Here is a 20,174-nt window from a genome sequence, read left to right on the forward strand (position 1 = left end):
CGCGCAGCTGGGCCGGACGCGCGCCAGCCTCACGAAGGGGTTTCAGATTGCCGGGCGGGGTCATGCCGGCGGCGGCCGCTCAGGTATCGAAACGCGCGACCAGGGCATGCAGGGCGTGCGCGGTGGCCTCCAGCTCGCCGCCCAGGTGCGCGGAGCGCGCGGTGACCTCGGCATTCTGCTCGGCGGCCGTGGAGATGTTGCCGATCTGCCGGGAAACGTCCTCGGCCACCAGATTCTGCTGCTCGGCGGCGGCGGCCATCTGCTCGGCCATCTGGTGGATGCGCTCGACGGCGGTGGTGATGGCGTCCAGCGCCTGTTCGGTTTCGCTCACCCAGGCCACCCCGGCCCGCGCTTCCTCGCTGCCCTGGCGGGCGATCTGCACCGCCTGGGCCGCCACCTGCTGCAGGCTGGCGATGATGCCCTGGATCGCCTCGGTGGACTCCTGGGTCTTCGACGCCAGTGCCCGCACCTCGTCGGCCACCACGGCAAAGCCGCGGCCCTGCTCGCCGGCGCGGGCCGCCTCGATGGCCGCGTTGAGGGCCAGCAGATTGGTCTGCTCGGCGATGCTGCGAATCATGTTGGCCGCCTGCTGGATCGACTGCGCCTCGCCGGCCAACCCGGCCACCGAGGCACTGATGCCGTCCACCGTATGCGCCAGCTTCTCGACCACCGCGCGACTCTGCCGGGCCTGGCTGCTGCCGCCTTGCGACAGCCGATTGACCTGGCGCGCCTCGACGGCGGTTTGCTGCACGTGCACGGCGACCTGGTTGATCGAGGCGGCCATCTGCTGCATGGCGGTGGCGGCCATGTCGGCCTCGACCCGCTGCGCCTGCAACGCCCGCTCGGCCTGCTGCACCAGCTGGCCGTTCTGCGAAGCCTGGCGGGCGGTGCGCGTGGCTTGGTCGCCGAGCAGGCCGAGCGCGGTACGGATGCGCGCGCCCTCGCTGATCAGCGCCAGCTGCAGCCGCGACACCGCGCCGGTGTCGTCGGTGTAGGTGCGCGCCACCAGCTCATTGTCGAAGGCCTTGGGCGCCGCCAGGGCGACCCGGCGCAGGGCGCGCTTGACGAAGCGCAGGGTGGCCAGGGTCTGCGCCAGCGACAGCAGAATCACCAGCGCCATGCCCAGGCCGGCCTGACCAAGGGCGAACAGCCAGGGCCCCAGTCCCGCGCCGAGCAGTGGCAGCAGCATGAAGCGCGCCGCCACGCCGAGGCGCTCGCCCAGCGAGACCGCCGCGCGGCCCTGGTTCAGGCGTGCATACAGCGCGCTGGCGCGGCGCACCTGGTCGGCGTCCGGCTTGACCCGCACCGACTCGTAGCCCACCACCCGGCCCTGCTCGAGGACCGGCGTGACATAGGTGTTGACCCAGTAGTGGTCGCCGTTGCTGCAGCGGTTCTTGACGATGCCCATCCAGCTCTTGCCGGCCTTGAGGTACTCCCACATCTGCGCGAAGACCTGCGCCGGCATCTCCGGATGGCGCACCAGATTGTGCGGGCTGCCGATCAGTTGCTCGCGGCTGAAGCCACTGACGGCGACGAACTCGTCGTTGCAGGAGGTGAGCAGCCCCCTGAGGTCGGTGGTGGAAATCAGACGTTGGTCGGCCGGATAAGTACATTCGCGGCCACTGAGCGGCATGTTGACTCGCATGGTTGCTCCTACGCGTGGTTGTGCCGCACCGGCTGTGCGGACAGCTGCACTGCGCCGCGGCCAGCGCGGGCCAGAGCGACAGGAGCAGTGCCGCAAGCGCCAGTCTCGGGGCGGCGGTGCCGGGCGCGAATGCCCGGCAGACCGGCCAGGATAGTAGGAGCTCGCCCCCACACCGGCTTCGCTTTGGCTGCCAGGCACTTTTCATTTCATGACTAACGTTTTATAAGCTAGAGGCATGTCCAAGCCCTGCGGCCAGCCCGAGCCGCCCCGAGAGCGAGCCCCTGCATGACCGCCCAAGCCCGTGCCGCCGTGTTGACCAACTACCTGGAAGTGGCGCGCCAGTACCGCCTCAATACCCGCGTGCTGATGGCCCAGGCGGGCCTGACGCAGGCCATGCTCAACGACCCCGACCAGCGCATACCGGTCGAGGCGGCCATCCGCCTGATGGAAGATTCCGCCCGCGAAAGCGGCTGCGAAACCCTCGGCCTGCGCATGGCCGAGCTGCGTCAGCTCTCCGACTTCGGCGAGGTCAGCCTGCTGCTCAGCCACCAGCACAGCCTGCGCGATGCGCTGCAGGTGATCGTGCAGTACCGCCACCTGATGAACGACTCGCTGGCGATCTATATCGAGGAAGCCGGCAAGACGGTGCTGATTCGTGAGGAAGTGGTCAGCGAATACCCCAGCCACAGTCGCCAGGCCATCGAACTGGCCATCGGCGTGATGTACCGCTTCTGCGCCGCCCTGCTCGGCGCGCACTGGCACCCGATCAGCGTCAACTTCAGCCACGAGGCCCCGACGGATCTCTCCGTGCACCGGCGCATGTTCGCCTGCCCCCTGGAGTTCGGCAGCGAATTCAACGGCATCGTCTGCCCCTCGACCAACCTGGATACCGCCAACCCGCTGGCCAATGCCGCCATGGCCCGCCACGCCCAGCGCTACCTGGACTCGCTGCAGGGCTCCAGCGAACACTCGCTGACCCTGGACGTGCGCAAGGCCATCTACCTGTTGCTGCCCATGGGCCGCGCCACCATCGAACAGATCGCCCAGGCCCAGGGCATGAACGTGCGCACCCTGCAGCGGCGCCTGGAGGAGGACGGGGGCACCACCTTCAGCGAGCTGATCAACAGCGTGCGCCGCGAACTGGTGATCCGCTATATGGAGAACCCCGGCTATTCGCTGGCGCGCATCGCCGACATGCTCGGCTACTCACTGCCCAGCTCCTTCACCCGCTGGTTCATCTCGCAGTTCGGCATGCCGCCGGCGACCTGGCGCGAGCAGCACCAGGTCGGCTCGCGCAAAGGCGGCTGAAGCCCCTCAGAGCCTGTTCAAAGGCTGCTGCGCCGCGGCAACGCGCCACGCCCTGCCAGCAGGCGGTCACGCCAGCGGGTCGGCAACCAGGCGGCCAGATGCCACATCGGATGCAGGGGATAGCGCGGCTTCGGCCTGCTCGCGCGGATCGCCCGCAGCACCGCCAGGCTGACGCGCTCCACCGCCGCGCCCTGTCGCGCGCTGCGTTCCACCCGCTCCAGCAGCGCCTGCACTGCAGCCTGATAATCCGTGCCGGCGTAGCGCGGATCGGCCTTGACCTTGCCCCAGATCGCGGTACGGATCGGCCCCGGCTCGATCAGCACCACCTCGATGCCGTAGATGCCCAGCTCCACCCGCAAGGCGTCGCTGACCGCCTCCAGCGCATGCTTGCTCGCCGCGTAGCAGCCAGCCAGCGGCGTGGTCAGGCGCCCGGACACCGAGCCGATATTGATCAGCCGACCACGGCCGGCGCGATCGGGCCCCGCGCCGAGCAGGGCCGCGAAGGCCTGCGTCACGCCGATCAGGCCAAACAGGTTGACCTCGAACATGGCCCGCATCTCCGCCAGCGGCTGCAACAACAGCGGGCCGGTGGGCGAGGCGATACCGGCGTTGTTGATCAGCGCCGCCAGCCCCTGCCCGCCGACCCAGGCCTCGACCTGGCGCACCGCGTCCGGCAGCGCCGCCTGATCGGTGACGTCCAGCAGCAGCGGGTGGAAGGCCTCGCCCAGCTGCTCGCGCAGCCGTGCGGCCTCGTCCTGACGACGCAGCGTGCCTATGACCCGGTAACCCTGATCGAGCAACAGACGGGCACAAGCCAGGCCGATGCCGGAGGAAACGCCGGTGATGAGAACGAAGGGCTGCATGCCGTTGACTCCTTGCAAGTGGGGGGGTGGGAAATATCGGTTCAGGGCGCCGGCTGGCGCAGGCTCGCGGCCAGCTCGTCGAGATCGAGCACGGCGCGGCTGAGGTAGAACTCCGCCCCACCCTGCCCGCCTGTCTCCGACGCCTGCAGCAACGGGCGGACGAACTGGTAGCTGCTGCGGATCTTGGCCAGCGCCTCGGCATGCTCGGGCAAAAGCAGGCGCAGCTGCGCGAAACGCGCCTCGAGCACCCGGTCGAGCGCCTGCGGCGAGACCTGGGCGAAGGCCACAGGCACGCCCGACGGCCAGGGGTAATGACGTATCTGGTAATCGAGCAGCAGGCTGGCCAGATCCAGGCTCTGCTGCCCCAGCAACTGCACCGGCGTCGGCGCCTCGACAGCGGCCGAGGCCGGCGCGACGACCCCGGCGGCCGCCTGTTGCAGCGCGCGCTGCTGGCCCAGCAGCTGGGCCAGCAACTGCGGATAGGCCTGACGCTGCCGGCGCGGCAAGGCGTCGAGCGTGGCGAAGCTGCGTTGCATGGCCGCCAGCGGCGCGGCCAGCGCGGGCGGCTGGCCCAGCTGCAGAACCTGGACCTGCAGGCTGTGCAGATGGTGGTAGACGGCCGTCAGGCTGCGCGGATCCGGCGCCCGCTCGGCCGGATTGAAGTACAGCAGGGCGCTGGCGCAAAGCAGTTGGCCGCGCGTGCTCAGCTCGTTCAACGGTTGGGGCTGGCCGGCGGCCAATAGCGGGGCACACAACAAGGGCAGCAGGAAAAGCCGGATGACTCTGCGCATGGTCCTAACCTCGTTCTAATTGTTATCGGGCTAAGCGGTTCTGCACCTGCCAGTGACAGGCGCGTCCGCGGCGGCAGGCGCAGCCGCCGCGGAGGTGGAATAAAAAAGCGGACGACTGCTACCCCAGCCGCCGCGAAGCATCCAGGGCGGTGCCCCCCGGATTGACCAGCTCTTTGGTGCCCGGTGCGCTGAACAGCGCAGCCCGGCGATGGTGGACGCACTCACCTTGCCAAACGGCAAGCAAGCGCCGCCACACAGGATTAAAAGGCGGCGAGCTGCGTGCGCAGTCGCCGCAAACGCTCCGGAGCGTCACGCCGAAGCGGGTCACGCCCTGACCTGAAAGCACAGGGCGTGGCGGTTACTGGCGCCGGATCGCGCAGCCGGTGGCCGCCTGCAGCTGGTCGAAGTCCACGCCGGGGGCCATCTCCACCAGCTCGAGGCCGGCAGCGGTGACATCCAGCACGGCCAGGTCGGTGATGATCCGGTCGACCACGCCGACGCCGGTCAGCGGCAGGTCGCAGCGTTCGAGGATCTTGTGCGCGCCGCCCTTGGCGCAGTGCTCCATGATCACCACCACGCGCTTGACGCCGGCCACCAGGTCCATGGCGCCGCCCATGCCCTTGACCATCTTGCCGGGGATCATCCAGTTGGCCAGGTCGCCGTTCTCGGCCACCTGCATGGCGCCGAGCAGGGCCAGGTTGATGTGGCCGCCACGGATCATGGCGAAGCTCTCGGCGCTGTCGAAGAAGCTGCTGCCGGGCAGCGTGGTGATGGTCTGCTTGCCGGCGTTGATCAGGTCGGCGTCGATCGCCTCCTCACCGGGGAAGGGGCCGATGCCGAGCAGGCCGTTCTCGCTCTGCAGCCAGACCTCCATGCCGTCGGGGATGTAGTTGGCCACCAGGGTCGGCAGGCCGATGCCGAGGTTGACGTAGAAGCCGTCCTGCAGCTCGGCGGCGGCGCGCTGCGCCATTTCTTCGCGGGTCCAGGCCATGATCAGTTCCCCCCTGCCGCTTTAGAAAGGGTGCGGACTTCGATGCGTTTTTCCGGGTTGGAGTTGAGCACCAGGCGCTGCACGAAGATGCCCGGCAGGTGGATCTCGTCGGGGCTCAGCTCGCCGACCTCGACGATTGCCTCGACCTCGGCCACGCACACCCGGCCGGCCTTGGCGCACAGCGGATTGAAGTTGCGCGCGGTCTTGTTGAACATCAGGTTGCCGGCCCTGTCGGCCACCGCGCCCTTGATCAGCGCCACGTCGGCGGTAAGCCCGCGCTCCATCACGTACCAGTCGCCGTCGAACTGACGGGTTTCCTTGCCCTCGGCGATCAGCGTGCCGTAGCCGGTGCGGGTGAAGAAGGCCGGGATGCCGGCGCCGCCGGCGCGCAGCTTCTCGGCCAGGCTGCCCTGGGGGGTGAATTCCAGCTCCAGCTCACCGGCCAGGTACTGGCGCTCGAACTCCTTGTTGCCGCCCACGTAGGAGGAAATCATCTTCTTGATCTGGCGGCTGTAGAGCAGCGGGCCGAGGCCGAAGTCGTCGACCCCGCAGTTGTTGCTGATGATGGTGAAGCCGGTCTTGCCGGTCTCCCCCAGCGCCGCGATCAGCGCCTCGGGAATGCCGCACAGGCCGAAGCCGCCAGAGGCGATGGTGATGCCGTCGTGGACGATATCGGCCAGCGCGGCATGGGCATCGGGATAAATCTTGTTCATGGATGACCTCGGGATTGATCTGAGCCTTCAACAGCCTGCTAGCGCTCCAGCACGTAGGTGCCGGGCGCGGCGCACAGCGCCGGGTATTTCTTCGAGCCGAGCGCTTTCGGCGCGCTGCGGCTGGCGCCGGAGCGCTGGCCGATCCACTGCCGCCAGTGCGGCCACCAGCTGCCTTGCTGGCGTTCGCCGGCGGCCTCGAGCCAATCCTCGGGGTCGGCCTGGGCGGCGCTGGCGGCATGGAAATAGGCCTTGGGGTTGCCTGGCGGGTTGACCAGGCTCTGCAGGTGGCCGGCGTTGGACAGGACGAAGGTGCTGTCCTCGCCGAACAGCCGCGCGGTGCCGTAGCAGCCCTGCCAGGGGGTGATGTGGTCGGTGGTGCCGCCGACCACATAGGCACCGACACGGACCTGGGTCATGTCGATCGGCAGGCCGGCGATGCGCAGCCGGTTCGGGTTGCTGAAGGGGTTCTGCTCGATCAGGTCCAGGTAGTCGGCGTGCAGCTGCGCCGGCAGGCGCGTGGTGTCGCTGTTCCAGGCCAGGATGTCGAAGGCCGGCGGCTTGTTGCCGAGCAGGTAGTTGTTGACCCAGTAGTTCCAGATCAGGTCGTTGGGCCGCAGCCAGGCGAACATGCGCGCCATTTCCTGGCCGCTGAGCACACCCTTGCGCCGCGAACCGGCCTTGGCCGCGGCCAGGGCCGCCGGGGTGGCGATCATGCCGATGCCGGTGTCGTCCATTACCGCAGGCATGTCCAGCACGCATACCGCCCAGTTGGTGTTGGCCACCTTGGCGCCCTCGCCCTGGGCCGCCAGCCAGCCCAGGTAGGCGGCCAGGGTGATGCCGCCGGAGCAGGAACCCCACATGTTCACGTCGGGGCTGCCGGTGATCTGCCGCGCCACGTCCACCGCCTGGTCCAGGCACTGCACGTAGTCGGACAGGCCCCAGTCGCGCTGCTTGGCCGTGGGGTTGCGCCAGCTGATGACGAACAGCTGCACGCCGCTGTCCTGGATCCACTTGATCAGGCTTTTTTCCGGCGACAGGTCGACGGCGTAGTACTTGTTGATCTGCGGCGGCGACATCACCAGCGGGCGACTGAACACGCTCGGCGTGGTGGGGGCGAACTGCAGCAGCTCGAACATCTTGTTGCGAAACACCACCTCGCCCTTGGCCGTGGCGAGGTTCTCGCCCAGCTTGAACGGCGTGCTGTCGACCTGCGACGGCAGGCCGCGGTTGTGCAACAGGTCGCGGGCCAGCTGGCGGCCGCCCTGCAGCAGGCTGGCGCCGCCGGTGTCGACCACCCTGCGCAGCGCCGCGGGGTTGGTCAGCAGCAGGTTGCTCGGCGCCAGGGCATCGACCAGCAGGGAGGCGACGAAGCGTGCGCGGCCCTTGTCGGCGCCCTGCAGGTCCGAGGATTCGATAAAGCCATTGAGTTCGCGCTCGCCGGCCAGGTAGCTCTGCACCAGGGCGCGCAGGAAGGGGTTGCTGTGCCAGGCCGGATCGGCGAAGCGCTTGTCCTTGGGCGCCGGTGCCAGCGCGGACGCGCCGCTGGCGATGCGGTACAGCTCGCGCAGGTAGTTGCCGCCGTGCATGCCGGCCTTGAACGGGGTGCGCGCCACCGCCTTGAGCAGCGAGCCGGCGGCGCCGAGCACATCGCGCGGGCGCACGCCGATCAGCGGGGTCACCGCCAGGGTGTGCTTCTCCGCGGCCTCGGCCAGTTCGGCGGCCGTCTCCAGCACTATCGACTTGGCGGTCGGCTTGGCGACCTGGCGCACCACCTTCTTGGCGGTCGGCTTGCTGGCGCTCGGCGCCTTGCTCCGGCTGCTGCGCGGCTTGCGCAGGGCTGCGCCGGCCGGCACGGCGGACTGCTCCGTCGTCGGGGATTCGGGGTTCTGCTTCATGACAACTCTCGGCTAGGCGGGCTCGGTAGGCGCATCACCAGCCCCAGTGCAACAGCACCAGGACCAGCGCGGCGAGGAAGGCGGTTTCGCCGATCATCAGCAGGATCGGCTTGATCCCGACGGTGGCCAGCTCCTTGAGCTGGGTCTTCATGCCCAGGGCGGCGATGGACACCACCAGGCACCAGCGCGACAGCTCGTTGATGCCGCCCTGCACCAGGCTCGGCACCCAGCCGGTGCTGTTGATGCAGGCCAGGATCAGGAAGCCGACGGCGAACCAGGGCAGCAGCGGCGGGCGCTGGCCGCCGGTCTCGGCGCCCTGCATGCGGGTGATCATGGCGGCCACCACTATCACCGGCAGCAGCATGGCCACGCGCATCAGCTTGACCACGGTGGCGGTGTCGCCGGTTTCCGCCGACATGCTGTAGCCGGCGCCGACCACCTGGGCCACGTCGTGGATGGTGGCGCCGAGGAACACCCCGGCGAGCTCCGGCGACAGCGCAAACCAGTTGGCGATCATCGGGTAGAGGATCATCGCCAGGGTCGACAGCGCCGACACGCCGATCACGGTGAACAGGGTGGCGCGTTCCTTCTGCGGGTGGTTGGGCAGCGCGGCGGCCAGCGCCAGCGCCGCCGAGGCGCCGCAGATGGCGGTGGCGCCGCCGGTGAGCATGCCGAACAGGCGCTGGAAGCCCAGCGCCTTGGCCGCCAGCACCGACAGCGAGATGGTCAGCACCACCAGCACCACCACCAGCGCCAGCGGCTTCCAGCCGAGACCGGCGATCTGCTCCAGGGTGATGCGCATGCCCAACAGGCACACGCCCAGGCGCAGCACGGTGCGCGCGGTGAACTCGATGCCGGCCTTGCACTTGCCCTCGCTGGCGAGAAAGTTCAGCGACAGCCCCAGCAGCAGGGCGAACAGCATCACCGGTGCGCCGTAGTGCTCGGAGAGGAAGGTGGCGGCAGCGGCGGCCACCAGGCTGACGCTGATGCCCGGCGCCAGTTCGCGCACGCGGTCGTTGAACTGGACCAGAGTAATGGCGGTCATGGGGCCGACTCCTGCGGCGGAACAAGGATGTGCAACTGCTCGCCCTCCACCTCTACCGGGTAGGTGGGCACTTTCAGCTGGGTGGAATTGAGCAGGTAGCCGCTGGCCAGGTCGAAGCGCAGACCATGGGCGCCGCACTGGATCACTCGGCCCTGCAGCTTGCCGCCGCACAGCGACGAGCCCTGGTGCGGGCAGCTGTCGCCGATGGCGTAGAACTGCCCCTCGACGTTGAACAGCGCCAGGCTGTAGCCCTCGCCTTCGAGCAGCAGGCGCGCCCCGGGGGCGGCCACCTGCGCCAGGGCGACGCTGATACGCCGGCTCATGCCCGGCGCTCCTCGGGCTCGTCAAGGGCCCGGCGCATGGCCAGCAGCAAGGCGTTGGCCGACTGCGCCCCGGATACGTCCAGGCGCTTGTTGAAGACGAAATGGGGTACGCCCTGGGTCGCGCTCGCCCCGGGCGCGAAGTACGGCTGGCCGTTGCCGCGCAGTACCGGCGCCAGCTGGGCGGTGTCGAAACCGCAGGCCTGGGCGATGGCCAGCAGGGTGGCGCCATCGCCGAGGTTCTCGCCATGCTGGAAATAGGCGGCAAACAGGCGCTCCAGCAGGGCATCGCGCTGGGCCGGCTGGCCCAGCGCGGCGGCGCAGGCCAGCAGACGATGGGCGTCGGCGGTATTGGGCATCTGCGCGATGCGGCTCAGGTCGAGATCCAGCCCGGCGACGCTGGCGGCGCGCTGCACCTGGGCCTGGCGCAGGCTCACCGCCTCGGCACTGCCCAGGCGTTCCAGGTAGAAGGCGGCAAAGGGCACGCCCTCGGCCGGCAGATGCGGCAACAGTTGCACGCCATGCCACTGCTGCTCCACCCGCACACCGGGCCGCTCGTGCTGCAGCTGCAGCAGGGCCCTTTCCAGCTGACGCTTGCCGATCAGGCACCAGGGGCAGATGAAGTCGAAGAACACCTCGACCTGCAATACGGCGCTCATGCCTGGGCCTCCACCGCCGCCTCGACGGCCTTCTCCTCGACGCCCTCGCCTTTCAGTCGCGCCATGTCGGCCAGGTAGCTGCGCCCCGCCAGGAGGAACACCGCGGCGGCGGCGATGCTCACCAGCGGCACCAGCTGGAAGGCATTGTCCAGGCCGATCAGATCGGAGACCTTGCCGGTCAGCAGCGGGCCGGTGGCCAGGCCGAGCAGGTTGTTGGCCAGGGTCAGGGTGGCGAACGCGGTGCCGTGCACCTTGTGGTGGGTGAGGTTGGCGACCATGGCGCCGGCCGGGCCCGAGGTGCCGGCGGCGATCACCATGCCCAGGCCGATCAGCGCCAGCTGGGCGGTGCCGAACGGCAGGGCGAAGGCCAGCGACAACAGCAGGCAGCTGCCCAGGCAGTAGGCCATGCACAGGCTGATCTTGCGTTCGGGGCCGTGGCGGCTCATGCGGTCGCTGAGCATGCCGCAGAGAATCATGCCGACGCCGCTGCACAGCACGATGATGGCGGCCACGGCGCCGGCCTTGTCGGTGCTCATGCCGTAGAAGCGGTTGAGGTAGCTGGGCATCCACACGATCACGGTGCCGCCGACGAACAGCTGCAGGCCGCTGGCGACATAGGCGCAGAGTACCGAACGGCTGGAATACAGGGTGCGCAGCGGCCGGCCGACCTTCAGCGCCGCCGCGCCGGCCGCCTTGGCCACACGCTGCGGGGCGATGCGCGACTCGCGCACCACGATCGGATAGAGCAGCGCCAGCGCCAGGCCGAAGAACGCCATGCCGGCGAACGCCCAGCGCCAGCCGAAGTGCTGCGCCATCACGCCGCCCAGGGCCATGCCCAGCACCGAGCCGAACATGCCGCCGGAGATGAAGGCGCCGGACAGGGTGGCGCGCATCTCGCGCGGGAATACCGAAACCACCACGGCGATGCCGACGCTGCCATAGGCGGCCTCGCCGACGCCGACCAGAAAGCGGGCCCAGAACATCTGCTCGTAGTTCTGCGCCAGTGCGCAGCCCAGGGTCGCCAGGCTCCACACCACCGCCATCAGGGTCAGGCTCTTGATCCGCCCGAAGCGGTCGGCGAGCAGCGACAGCGGGAAGGTCAGCAGACCGACCATCAAGGCGACTATGCCGCTGAGCAGGCCCAGCTGGGTGTCGCTCAGCGCCCACTCGGCCTTGAGGCTGGGGAACACGGCATTGAGCACCTGCCGCGACATGTAGTCGGATATCAGCAGGCCGAAGGTCAGGGCGAAGACGATCCAGGCATAGCGGCGCGCTATCCCCTGGGAGCTATCCTCGATGTCATCGCCGATATGATGCGCAGCCATGCTGCCTCCTCGAACTGTCGTTATTGTTTTAGGGTAAAAGCCTCTGGGAAAAAGCTCCTCACCCGCCTCTTGTGGGGGCGGAGGGCCGGCGTCGCATCCGCCAACGTGGCGACGGACGCGACTACCAACCGGGCAAGAGCTTTATCGCAAAAGCCTCGGGATCAGCCGAACACGCCAGCCAGCCGGCTGGCGTGTTCGCTACGGGTGCTGCCGGCGAGCCGGCATCGCCCTCCCCCCCTGGACCTGACCAAAACAGGGGGACTGACTCGCTCGATCAACCGCGTTGCGGCACGCCCTTCTGGCCCGCCTTGCGGTTCGGCGCCATGCCGTTGGCCAGCAGGGTTTGCTCGACGCTGTCGTACTGCACGCCGATGCGGTAGATCTCCCGCGCTTCCTTGCCGCTGGCGATCTCGCGGCCCAGCTCGTGGGCCACGCGCACGGTCTGCTGGATCTGCTGCACCGAGGTGAAGCGCTTGCCATGCTGGTCGACTATGGTGTCCTCGATGCCGCAACGCGGGTGCAGGCCCATGGCCAGGGCCATGGCGTTGAACGGCAGGACGTTCTTCAGCAGCGACTCGGCGGTGAGGGTGCAGCCGTCCGGCGCGCGGTGGATGAAGTTGAAGAAGTTGAACGGGTTGGGGCCGTCGAAGCCGCCGCCGATGCCGATCCAGGTGAGGTTCAGCGGGCCCATGTACAGGCCCTTGCGCACCATGCGCTCGAGGGTTTCCAGGGCGTGGATGCCGGTCAGCTGGAAGTGCGGCTGGATGCCGTTGGCGGTCAGGCGCTTGAGGTGCTCGGCGACCCAGGCCGGGCCGGCCGGCACGGTCATCTCGCTGTAGGCGGCCTGGAACGCCGGGTTGGCCAGGGAGGTGCCTTCCAGGTACTCCGGATAGAGCAGCTCCATGATGTTCATCTGGGTGGTGTTGATCGCCACGGTGACCTGATCCGGCTTCGGGGTCAGCTCGGCCAGCATGTGGCGGGTGTCGTCGGACAGCCACTTGGCCGCCTCGCCTTCGCCTTCCGGGGCGAAGGAGATCGAGCCGCCGACCTGGATGATCATGTCCGGCACGGCCTCGCGCACCCCCTTGATCAGCTCGTTGAACTTGGACAGACGCTTGGAACCGCTGCCGTCCAGCTCGCGCACGTGCAGGTGGAGTACGGTGGCGCCGGCCTCATAGCAATCGACCGCCTTCTGGATCTGCTCGTCCATGGTCACCGGGATGTCTTCCGGGAAGTCCGCCGGCATCCACTCGGGGCCGTAGGGGGCGACGGTGATCACCACCTTTTCCATGTTTTCCGGGTGCAGCGAATCGTCGAAGAATTGCATGGGATCCTCGCTTGGTCTTGTCAAAGTAGCCCGCCCCGCAACGGTAGGAACGGAACGGGCGAAAGGGTTAGTAGGTCTTGTCGCCGATGATCCCGGCGCGCTCCATCTTGCGATGGCAGGGCGGGTAGTCCATGACCGCGTAGTGCTGGGTACTGCGGTTGTCCCAGATCGCCACGCTGTTGGGCTGCCAGCGCCAGCGCACCTGGTATTCGGGGATGTACGCCTGGCTGATCAGGTAGCGCAGCAGGTCGCTGGCGCCGGGGTTGGCGTCCTGGCCGAAACGCACCCGATCCGGGGTGTGGTAGTTGCTGAAGTGGGTGGTGAAGGCGTTGACGAACAGCACCTTCTCGCCGGTTTCCGGATGGGTGCGCACCACCGGGTGCTCGGCATCCGGGTACTGCGCCTTGAGCGCCAGGCGCTTGTCGATCGGCATCGCCGCGCCGAAGCTGGCCTCGATGCTGTGGCGCGCGCGCAGGCCCTCGAGCCTGGCTTTGACGTCGTCCGGCAGATTGGCGTAGGCCACCACCATATTGGCCCACATGGTGTCGCCGCCCACCGGCGGGCACTCGATGCAGCGCAGCACGCAACCCAGCGGCGGCGCCTCGCGCCAGGTGGCGTCGGTGTGCCAGGCGTTCTCGTAGCGGTCCATCGGCTGGTCCGGGCGCTTGTAGATCTGCACCAGGCCCGGGTGCTCCGGGTCGCTGCCGGCCACCGGGTGGTCTTCCAGCTCGCCGAAACGGCGGGCGAAGGCCACGTGCTCGGCGCGGCTGAACTCCTGCTTGCGCAGGAACAGCACGCGATGCCTGAGCAACTGCTGGCGGATCTCGGCGAACAGCCCGTCGTCGTGGATGGCGTCGGCCAGATTCACGCCGATCAGCTCGGCGCCGATGTTGTAGGTCAGTTGTTCGACTTGCATGGCGGGCCTCCTCAGATGACGAAGATCGACGAGCCGGTGGTCTTGCGCGACTCCAGGTCGCGGTGCGCCTGCACCGCGTCCTGCAGCGCGTAGTGCTGGTTGATCTCGATCTTGATCCGGCCGCTGCCGACATGGTCGAACAACTCGCCGGCCAGCGCCGCCTTCTCCGCCGGGTCGGCGATGTAGTCGGCCAGGGCCGGGCGGGTCATGTACAGCGAGCCTTTCATCGCCAGCAGCTGCGGGTTGAAGCCTTCGATCGGCCCGGAGGCGGTGCCGACGCAGACCAGCAGGCCGCGGCGCTTGAGCGAGTCCAGCGAGCCCATGAAGGTGTTCTTGCCGACGCTGTCGAACACCACGTTGACGCCGACGCCGTCGGTCAGCTCGCGCACGCGGCTGGCGACGTCCTCATGGCTGTAATTGATCGTGTGGTCGCAGCCGTGGGCGCGGGCCACTTCGGCCTTGGCCTCGCTGGACACCGTGCCGATCACGGTCAGGCCGAGCAGCTTGGCCCACTGCGAGACGATCAGGCCGACGCCGCCGGCGGCGGCGTGCAGCAGGATGCTGTCGCCGGCCTTGAAGTCATGGATGCGGCGCATCAGGTAGGCCGAGGTCAGGCCGCGCATGGTCATGGCCGCGGCGGTCTCGAAGGCGATGGTGTCGGGCAGCTTGATCAGCGGCGCAGCCGGGATCAGGCGCTCGGTGGAGTAGGCGCCGAGGGTGTTGAGAAAGCCGGTGTAGGTGACGCGATCGCCGACCGCCACGTTGCTCACGCCCTCGCCCACCGCCTGCACCACGCCGGCCGCCTCCACGCCCATGCCGTTGGGCAGCGGGATCGGGTAGGTGCCGTTGCGGAAGTAGGTGTCGGCGTAGTTCAGGCCAACGGCCACATGGCGCAGGCGAACCTCGCCTGGGCCGGGTTCGCCGACTTCGACGTCCTCATAACGAAGGACTTCGGGAGCACCGGTTTCGTAGAAGCGTACGGCTTTGGCCATGCCTGATTTCTCCAATCATCGATCTTGACGAACAGCGTCGATTTGCGTTGATTGGACTTTAGGGCGAGGGCCTGGCGGGTGCTTCTCATCGGACGACAGGCGCTTTTCATTTAATGACAAGGCTGCCGGGACGAACCGCCGGCAGCCAGGCTGTGCAGCCGCCTCTCAGGGCAGCGCGGCCTGCACCGTCTGGTCGACTTCGTGCCAGCTGCTATCGGGATCGAAGCGGCTCATGGCCAGGGCCTGGTTGCCGCCGTCGGGGCCCAGATCCTTTTCGAACACCCGCCCCTCGTGACTGATCATGAAGCTCATCACGCCGCTGTCGCCATAAGCGCTGGGCCAGGCGATCAGGGCAAAGCCGCGGCTCATGTTGTCGCCCAGCAGGTAGTCGTAGGCGCCGCCCGGCGCCGAAGGCCCCTGGGCGGAGAGGATGCGGTAGCGATAGCCTTGCCAGTCGCCGTCCGGCAGTTCGTCGCCGAACAGCGGGCCCAGCGGGCTTTCCTCGAGGCCGGGCTGCTCGACCCAGTACAGGCCGTCGTGCTGGCCATCGCGGCTGACGAACTGCTGTGCGTACTCCAGTACGCCGTCGCCGTCGCGGTCGACCTCGGCGTAGTCCATCTGCGCATCGTGGTAGGCGCGCACCGCCTGCAGGGTGGCCAGCTCGTTGCGGCCGATGCGACGCACGCGGATGGTCTCGCCGCCGGCCTGGGTATCGAAGCGCCATCCCGAGGCGTCGCGCATCAGTGGCAAGGGAAACTCCCAGGCCTCCTGGCCCACGACCAACACCGCCTGGTCGGGGGCCGTCGAACGAATTTCGTGATGTTCCCGGTACAGGGCGAGGAAGGCGTCGACATCCTCGCGCTCGATGCCTTCGAGCGGAATGTAGCTGCGCCACTGCTCGCCGAGCAGGGCCGCCATGCGCGCGGCGTCGGCGCGCTGGTTGCCCAGGGCGAGGATCAGGGCATCCACCGCAGCATTGGGGCTGGGAAAGCTCTGCTGCGCCTGCAAGCCCTGCAACGGCAGCGCCAGCAGCACCAGCAGGAAGACGCGAAGAACGGCGTTGGTCATGGCTGGACTCCCTGTCAGCGCCGCCGGGCGCCGCCGCGGGACGCGGAAATGGCGGGACGACTGACTGCGTGCCCGGCGGCGCGCGCCGCCTGCGGACGACTGGCGGCGGTGCGGCTGAGCTGGCCGCGTTCGCTGTAGCTGCGCGCCTGGCTGGGCGAGCGGGCGCCGGCGAAGGCATTGTTGCGGGCGCCCTGGCCCGCGGAATACTGCTGGCGGGCCTGCTGCCGGGTCTGCGCATTGCTGCGCAGCTGATCGTTCTGACGCACAGGCTGATTGCGCAGGTCGCGGTCGGCCGTCTGCGCCCGCTCGCGGGCCTGGCGGTTGCTGCTGGCCGGGCTGTCGAAACCGCGTTGTTCCAGGCTCTGCCGGGCGCGCTCGCGCTCTGCACTGCGCGCCGGGTCGCGGCCGCGCAGCTCCTGGCGCTGCTCGCTGCCGCTCAGGCGCTGGCCGTACTGCTCGCGGCTGGCGCGGTCGCGGTAGGGCACGCCGTCACGGTTGAGCGCGTTGTGCTGCCAGGTGTTGTCGCCGGCATTGATCTGGCGGTTGCGGTTGATGTTGTTGTAGCGGTTCACGTCGATGTCGATATCGCCGTGCCCCCAGTCGCAGTCGCCCCACAGCGAGTCGATGATCGCCACCCCGGCGGCGAAGGCCAGCCCGGTGGCCAGCGCGCTGCCGAAGTAGTAGCCCGGCGGTGGCGGGTAGTACGCCGGCGGATAGCTGGGATAGGGCCAGGTGCCGTAGACCACGCTGGGGTTGTAGCTCGGCACGTAAACCACCTGCGGGTCGGCCGACTCGATGATGATGGTCTGCTGGCTGCTCACCGGTTGCGCGGTCGAGCCGCTCGCGCTGGGCTGCACGCTGACCTGCTGCTGCTCGTTGCTCTGCAGGTTGCCGGCGGCCTGGGCCTGGCGGCGCAGGCGCTGCACCGAGTCCATCACCGCATCGGGCTGGGCCAGGAAGGCATCGCCGACGCGCTGCACCCAGGCCGGGTCCTGGCCCAGGGTGACCAGCACCGCCGGGAAGGCGACCAGCGACTGCACGCTGGGGTCCCAGGGTTGCTCGGCGACCAGGCGCACGGCATCGTCGCCGCTGGCTTGCGGATTGGCCTTGGACCAGGCCACCGCATCGGCGACGTCGCCGGGATAGGTGGCCGCCATCAGCACCTGGGCCAGCAGGGCATCGGGATAGAGCGCCAGCGGCGCCAGCATCTGGTCGAGTTCCTCGGTGCCGAACACCTGCTCCGCGGTCGCCGCCGCCGGCTCCTCGGCCGCCAGTAGCGGCGGCCCGGCGAGGCCACCGAGGGCCAGAAGGAGAGGCAGTATCTGCAACATGGCGCATCCCCTTGCACGCAGGCGCGTGCGCTGGCGACGGAGTTCAGCAAGCATAGGCCGGCGCTGGGCATTTGCCATGGCGTGGCGTCCATCCGCCGCGCCTGTTGCGTCGCGGCATGGACAACCGCCGCAGCGCCGCCTCAGAAACGCTCCTCGACCATGCGGAAGGGGTAATGCGCCCCCTTGTAGCGGCCGATCCTGCCGCGCTTGGGCAGTTCGATCTTCTGCTCCCGGGTGATGTCCTCGTAGGGCACCTGCTTGAGCAGATGGCTGATGATGTTCAGGCGCACCCGTCGCTTGTCCTCGGAACGGGCCATGTACCAGGGGGCCCAGGAGGTGTCCGAGGCGGCGAACATCTCGTCGCGGGCGCGGGTGTAGTCGTCCCAGCGGCTGAAGGACTTGAGATCCATGGGCGACAGCTTCCAGATCTTGCGCCCATCGTTGATGCGCTCCTTCAGGCGTCGCTGCTGCTCCTCGGCACTCACCTCCAGCCAGTACTTGATCAGGATGATGCCGGACTCGACCATCATCTTCTCGAACAAGGGCACCACGGTGAGAAACTTGTGCGCCTGCTCCTCGCTGCAGAAGCCCATCACCCGCTCGACGCCGGCGCGGTTGTACCAGCTGCGATCGAAGATCACCACCTCGCCCGCGGCGGGCAGGTGCTGCAGGTAGCGCTGGGCATACATCTGGCTCTTTTCCCGCTCGGTCGGAGCCGGCAAGGCCACCACGCGAAACACCCTTGGGCTGACCCGCTCGGTGATGGCCTTGATGGTGCCGCCCTTGCCGGCGCCGTCGCGCCCCTCGAAGACGATGCAGACCTTCAGACCCTTGGCGACCACCCACTGCTGCAACTTGACCAGCTCCACGTGCAGGGCCTTGAGCTCTTGCTCGTAGTCCTTGCGACGCAGCGGTTCGGTGGCAGAGGTTTGCTCCTTGTCCTTGTCCTTCTTCTTGCCCATGGTTCGAGACCTCGTCGGTGCGTTGGGGGATGCGGCACTGAACGACCGATGCCACCCGTGATGGGTGGCACCCTGGTGTGCAGGCTTGCGCGGCGCGCGACGCCATGGCGGCTGCCGCCCTGCGCCCCTGAACGCTGCCTACCAGCATCAGGCTAGCAGCCTTGCTGCCGCTTGCACGGCCGCCACCCAGGCGCGCCCGGCGCCGCTCAGGCCCCCGCCAGTTCCTGTTCGCGGATCAGCTTCTTGTTGATCTTGCCGACGCTGGTCTTGGGGATGTCGGCGACGAAACGGATCTGCCGCGGGATCGCCCACTTGTTGATCTGCCCGCTGTCGACGAACTGCTGCAGGTGCACTTCGATTGCCGCCTGGTCGAGGCTCGCGCCCGCCGCACAGACCACCAGGGCCAGCGGCCGCTCGCCCCACTGCGCATCGGGGATGCCGACCACGGCCACCGAGGCCACCGCCGCGTGCTGGCTGATCAGGTTCTCCAGGTCCAGCGAGCTGATCCACTCGCCACCGGTCTTGATCACGTCCTTGATGCGGTCCTTGATCTCCACCACGCCGCGGGCGTCGATCGAAGCCATGTCGCCGGTGTGCAGCCAGCCGCCCTGCCACAGCTCGGCGCCCTTCTGTGGCTCGTGCAGGTAGCCTTGGGTCAGCCAGGGCGCGCGCACCACGATCTCGCCCAGGGCCACTCCATCATGGGCCACGTCCTGGCCGTTGGCGTCGACGATGCGCAGGTCGACCAGGGGGATCGGCACGCCGGTCTTGATCCGCTCGGGAATCTGTTCGTCCATCGGCAGGGCCAGGTCTTCGGCGCGCAGGTGGGTCAGGGTCAGCAGCGGGCAGGTCTCGGACATGCCGTAGCCGCAGTGCACGCGCATGCCCCGCTCGCTGGCCTGGCGGGCCAGGCCGAGGGTCAGGGCGCTGCCGCCGAGCAGCATCTTCCAGCCGGTAAAATCGGTGCGCCTGCCCTCCTCGCACTCCAGCATCATCTGCAGGATGGTCGGCACGCAATGGGAGAAGCTCACCCCCTCCTCGCGGAACAGGCGCACCAGGCTGTTGGGCTCGTAGCGGCCCGGATACACCTGCTTGAGCCCCATGGCCGTGGCCACGTAGGGCACGCCCCAGGCATGCACGTGGAACATCGGGGTGATCGGCATGTACACGTCACCCGAGCGCAGCAGCGGCTGGCCGTCCCAGCCGGCGAAGGTGCCCAGCTCGTTCATGGTATGCAGCACCAGCTGGCGGTGGCTGAAGTACACGCCCTTGGGGTTGCCGGTGGTGCCGGTGGTGTAGAACAGGGTGGCCACCGAGCGCTCGTCGAAATCGGGGAAATCGAAGTGGCTGGCGGCGCCGGCAAGCAGCGCCTCGTATTCGCCCAGCGACGGCAGCCGGGTCGGCTTGGCGCTGCTGTCGGTCAGCTGCACGTAGCCCCTGACGGTTTTCAGCTCGCCATTGACCTGCTCCATCAGCGGCAGGAAGTCGTCATGCACCAGGACGATATCGTCCTCGGCGTGGTTCATGGTGTAGGCGACCTGCTCCGGCGACAGGCGGATATTCACCGTATGCAGCACGGCGCCGAGCATCGGCACGGCGAAGAAGCATTCCAGCGCGCGGTGGCTGTCCCAGTCCAGCAGGGCCACGGTGTCGCCGGCCCTGACCCCGGCGGCGGTCAGGGCGTTGGCCAGACGCTGGATGCGCTCGTTAAGGGTGCGATAGCTGTAGCGCAGCTTGTCGGCGTAGACGATCTCCTGGTCCGGCTGGTAGCGCACCCCGGACAGCAGCAGGCGCTTGATCAGCAAGGGGTAGTCGTAGGCGCCCTCTGCCGGGGCAATTCTTTTTGTCGTCGCCATGTTTGTTTTCCCAACGTGACCGTTCTGAAAGTTTGCATCGCTGCAGGCAGGGGTGCGCCTCATGGGCTCTCGCGCACGCGGCGGCGCCCCCTCTCGGGCCTACAGTAGAGAGCCCCGCCCGCTACCGCTTCGCCTACCACGTCATGCGCTTTACATTTGCTGACAGC

Annotated in this window: 18 protein-coding genes; 1 reads left to right on the top strand and 17 read right to left on the bottom strand. The window is 68.4% G+C overall.

Going from position 1 to position 20,174, the window contains the following annotated elements; translation table 11 throughout:
* Positions 1-79 precede the first annotated feature (79 nt).
* Positions 80-1,645 carry a PAS domain-containing methyl-accepting chemotaxis protein gene (locus tag ACIGFL_RS10805; RefSeq protein WP_397497175.1) on the bottom strand — a complete coding sequence of 522 codons (1,566 nt, stop codon included), beginning with the start codon at positions 1,643-1,645 and terminating at the stop codon, positions 80-82.
* A gap of 285 nt (positions 1,646-1,930) precedes the next feature.
* Here ACIGFL_RS10805 and ACIGFL_RS10810 point away from each other — a divergent pair, with 285 nt between their 5' ends.
* Positions 1,931-2,953 (top strand): AraC family transcriptional regulator, encoded by a 1,023-nt coding sequence (locus ACIGFL_RS10810; RefSeq protein ID WP_397497176.1) that lies wholly within the window; start codon positions 1,931-1,933, stop codon positions 2,951-2,953.
* Positions 2,954-2,970: 17 nt separating this feature from the next.
* Here the strand turns inward: ACIGFL_RS10810 and ACIGFL_RS10815 are convergent, their stop codons facing one another.
* The 16 genes from ACIGFL_RS10815 to ACIGFL_RS10890 all read right to left on the bottom strand — a co-directional run bounded on the left by ACIGFL_RS10815 (position 2,971) and on the right by ACIGFL_RS10890 (position 20,007).
* Positions 2,971-3,816, bottom strand: a complete 846-nt coding sequence (locus tag ACIGFL_RS10815) for an SDR family oxidoreductase (RefSeq protein WP_397497177.1) — start codon at positions 3,814-3,816, stop codon at positions 2,971-2,973.
* Positions 3,817-3,857: 41 nt separating this feature from the next.
* Positions 3,858-4,607: a hypothetical protein gene (locus tag ACIGFL_RS10820; protein WP_397497178.1), complete on the bottom strand. Its 750-nt coding sequence runs from the start codon at positions 4,605-4,607 to the stop codon at positions 3,858-3,860.
* Positions 4,608-4,965: 358 nt separating this feature from the next.
* Positions 4,966-5,598 (bottom strand): CoA transferase subunit B, encoded by a 633-nt coding sequence (locus ACIGFL_RS10825; protein ID WP_397497179.1) that lies wholly within the window; start codon positions 5,596-5,598, stop codon positions 4,966-4,968.
* Positions 5,599-5,600: 2 nt separating this feature from the next.
* Positions 5,601-6,311 (bottom strand): CoA transferase subunit A, encoded by a 711-nt coding sequence (locus ACIGFL_RS10830; RefSeq protein WP_397497180.1) that lies wholly within the window; start codon positions 6,309-6,311, stop codon positions 5,601-5,603.
* 38 nt (positions 6,312-6,349) lie between these two features.
* Positions 6,350-8,206, bottom strand: coding sequence for an alpha/beta fold hydrolase (locus ACIGFL_RS10835; RefSeq protein WP_397497181.1), 1,857 nt, complete (start codon positions 8,204-8,206; stop codon positions 6,350-6,352).
* A gap of 34 nt (positions 8,207-8,240) precedes the next feature.
* Positions 8,241-9,251 carry a YeiH family protein gene (locus tag ACIGFL_RS10840; protein ID WP_021443148.1) on the bottom strand — a complete coding sequence of 337 codons (1,011 nt, stop codon included), beginning with the start codon at positions 9,249-9,251 and terminating at the stop codon, positions 8,241-8,243.
* Positions 9,248-9,574 (bottom strand): Rieske 2Fe-2S domain-containing protein, encoded by a 327-nt coding sequence (locus ACIGFL_RS10845; RefSeq protein ID WP_021443147.1) that lies wholly within the window; start codon positions 9,572-9,574, stop codon positions 9,248-9,250. Before ACIGFL_RS10845 ends, ACIGFL_RS10840 begins: the two co-directional genes overlap by 4 nt.
* The gene (locus ACIGFL_RS10850) at positions 9,571-10,230 is read right to left on the bottom strand and encodes a DsbA family oxidoreductase (protein ID WP_397497182.1); all 660 of its coding nucleotides are present in this window, start codon (positions 10,228-10,230) and stop codon (positions 9,571-9,573) included. The genes ACIGFL_RS10845 and ACIGFL_RS10850 overlap by 4 nt, the downstream gene beginning before the upstream one ends.
* A complete protein-coding gene (locus tag ACIGFL_RS10855) occupies positions 10,227-11,555 on the bottom strand; it encodes an MFS transporter (protein ID WP_397497183.1) in 1,329 nt (442 codons plus the stop codon). The genes ACIGFL_RS10850 and ACIGFL_RS10855 overlap by 4 nt, the downstream gene beginning before the upstream one ends.
* Before the next feature lie 274 nt (positions 11,556-11,829).
* The gene (locus tag ACIGFL_RS10860; RefSeq protein ID WP_122109917.1) at positions 11,830-12,882 is read right to left on the bottom strand and encodes a 3-keto-5-aminohexanoate cleavage protein; all 1,053 of its coding nucleotides are present in this window, start codon (positions 12,880-12,882) and stop codon (positions 11,830-11,832) included.
* Between the two features lie 67 nt (positions 12,883-12,949).
* Positions 12,950-13,798: a TauD/TfdA family dioxygenase gene (locus tag ACIGFL_RS10865; RefSeq protein ID WP_122109918.1), complete on the bottom strand. Its 849-nt coding sequence runs from the start codon at positions 13,796-13,798 to the stop codon at positions 12,950-12,952.
* An 11-nt stretch (positions 13,799-13,809) separates the two neighbouring features.
* Entirely contained in the window at positions 13,810-14,790 is a 981-nt protein-coding gene (locus tag ACIGFL_RS10870; RefSeq protein ID WP_021443142.1) for a quinone oxidoreductase, read from the bottom strand.
* A 165-nt stretch (positions 14,791-14,955) separates the two neighbouring features.
* Entirely contained in the window at positions 14,956-15,858 is a 903-nt protein-coding gene (locus ACIGFL_RS10875; protein WP_397497184.1) for a DUF2950 domain-containing protein, read from the bottom strand.
* 14 nt (positions 15,859-15,872) lie between these two features.
* Entirely contained in the window at positions 15,873-17,189 is a 1,317-nt protein-coding gene (locus ACIGFL_RS10880; RefSeq protein WP_397497185.1) for a DUF3300 domain-containing protein, read from the bottom strand.
* 140 nt (positions 17,190-17,329) lie between these two features.
* Positions 17,330-18,151, bottom strand: a complete 822-nt coding sequence (gene ppk2 / locus ACIGFL_RS10885) for a polyphosphate kinase 2 (RefSeq protein WP_397497186.1) — start codon at positions 18,149-18,151, stop codon at positions 17,330-17,332.
* A 206-nt stretch (positions 18,152-18,357) separates the two neighbouring features.
* Complete coding sequence (locus ACIGFL_RS10890) at positions 18,358-20,007, bottom strand: fatty acid--CoA ligase (RefSeq protein ID WP_397497187.1); 1,650 nt, start codon at positions 20,005-20,007, stop codon at positions 18,358-18,360.
* Between the last annotated feature and the right edge of the window lie 167 nt (positions 20,008-20,174).

This window comes from Pseudomonas sp. NPDC077649 (assembly GCF_044542855.1).
In the GTDB taxonomy this organism is placed as follows: domain Bacteria; phylum Pseudomonadota; class Gammaproteobacteria; order Pseudomonadales; family Pseudomonadaceae; genus Aquipseudomonas.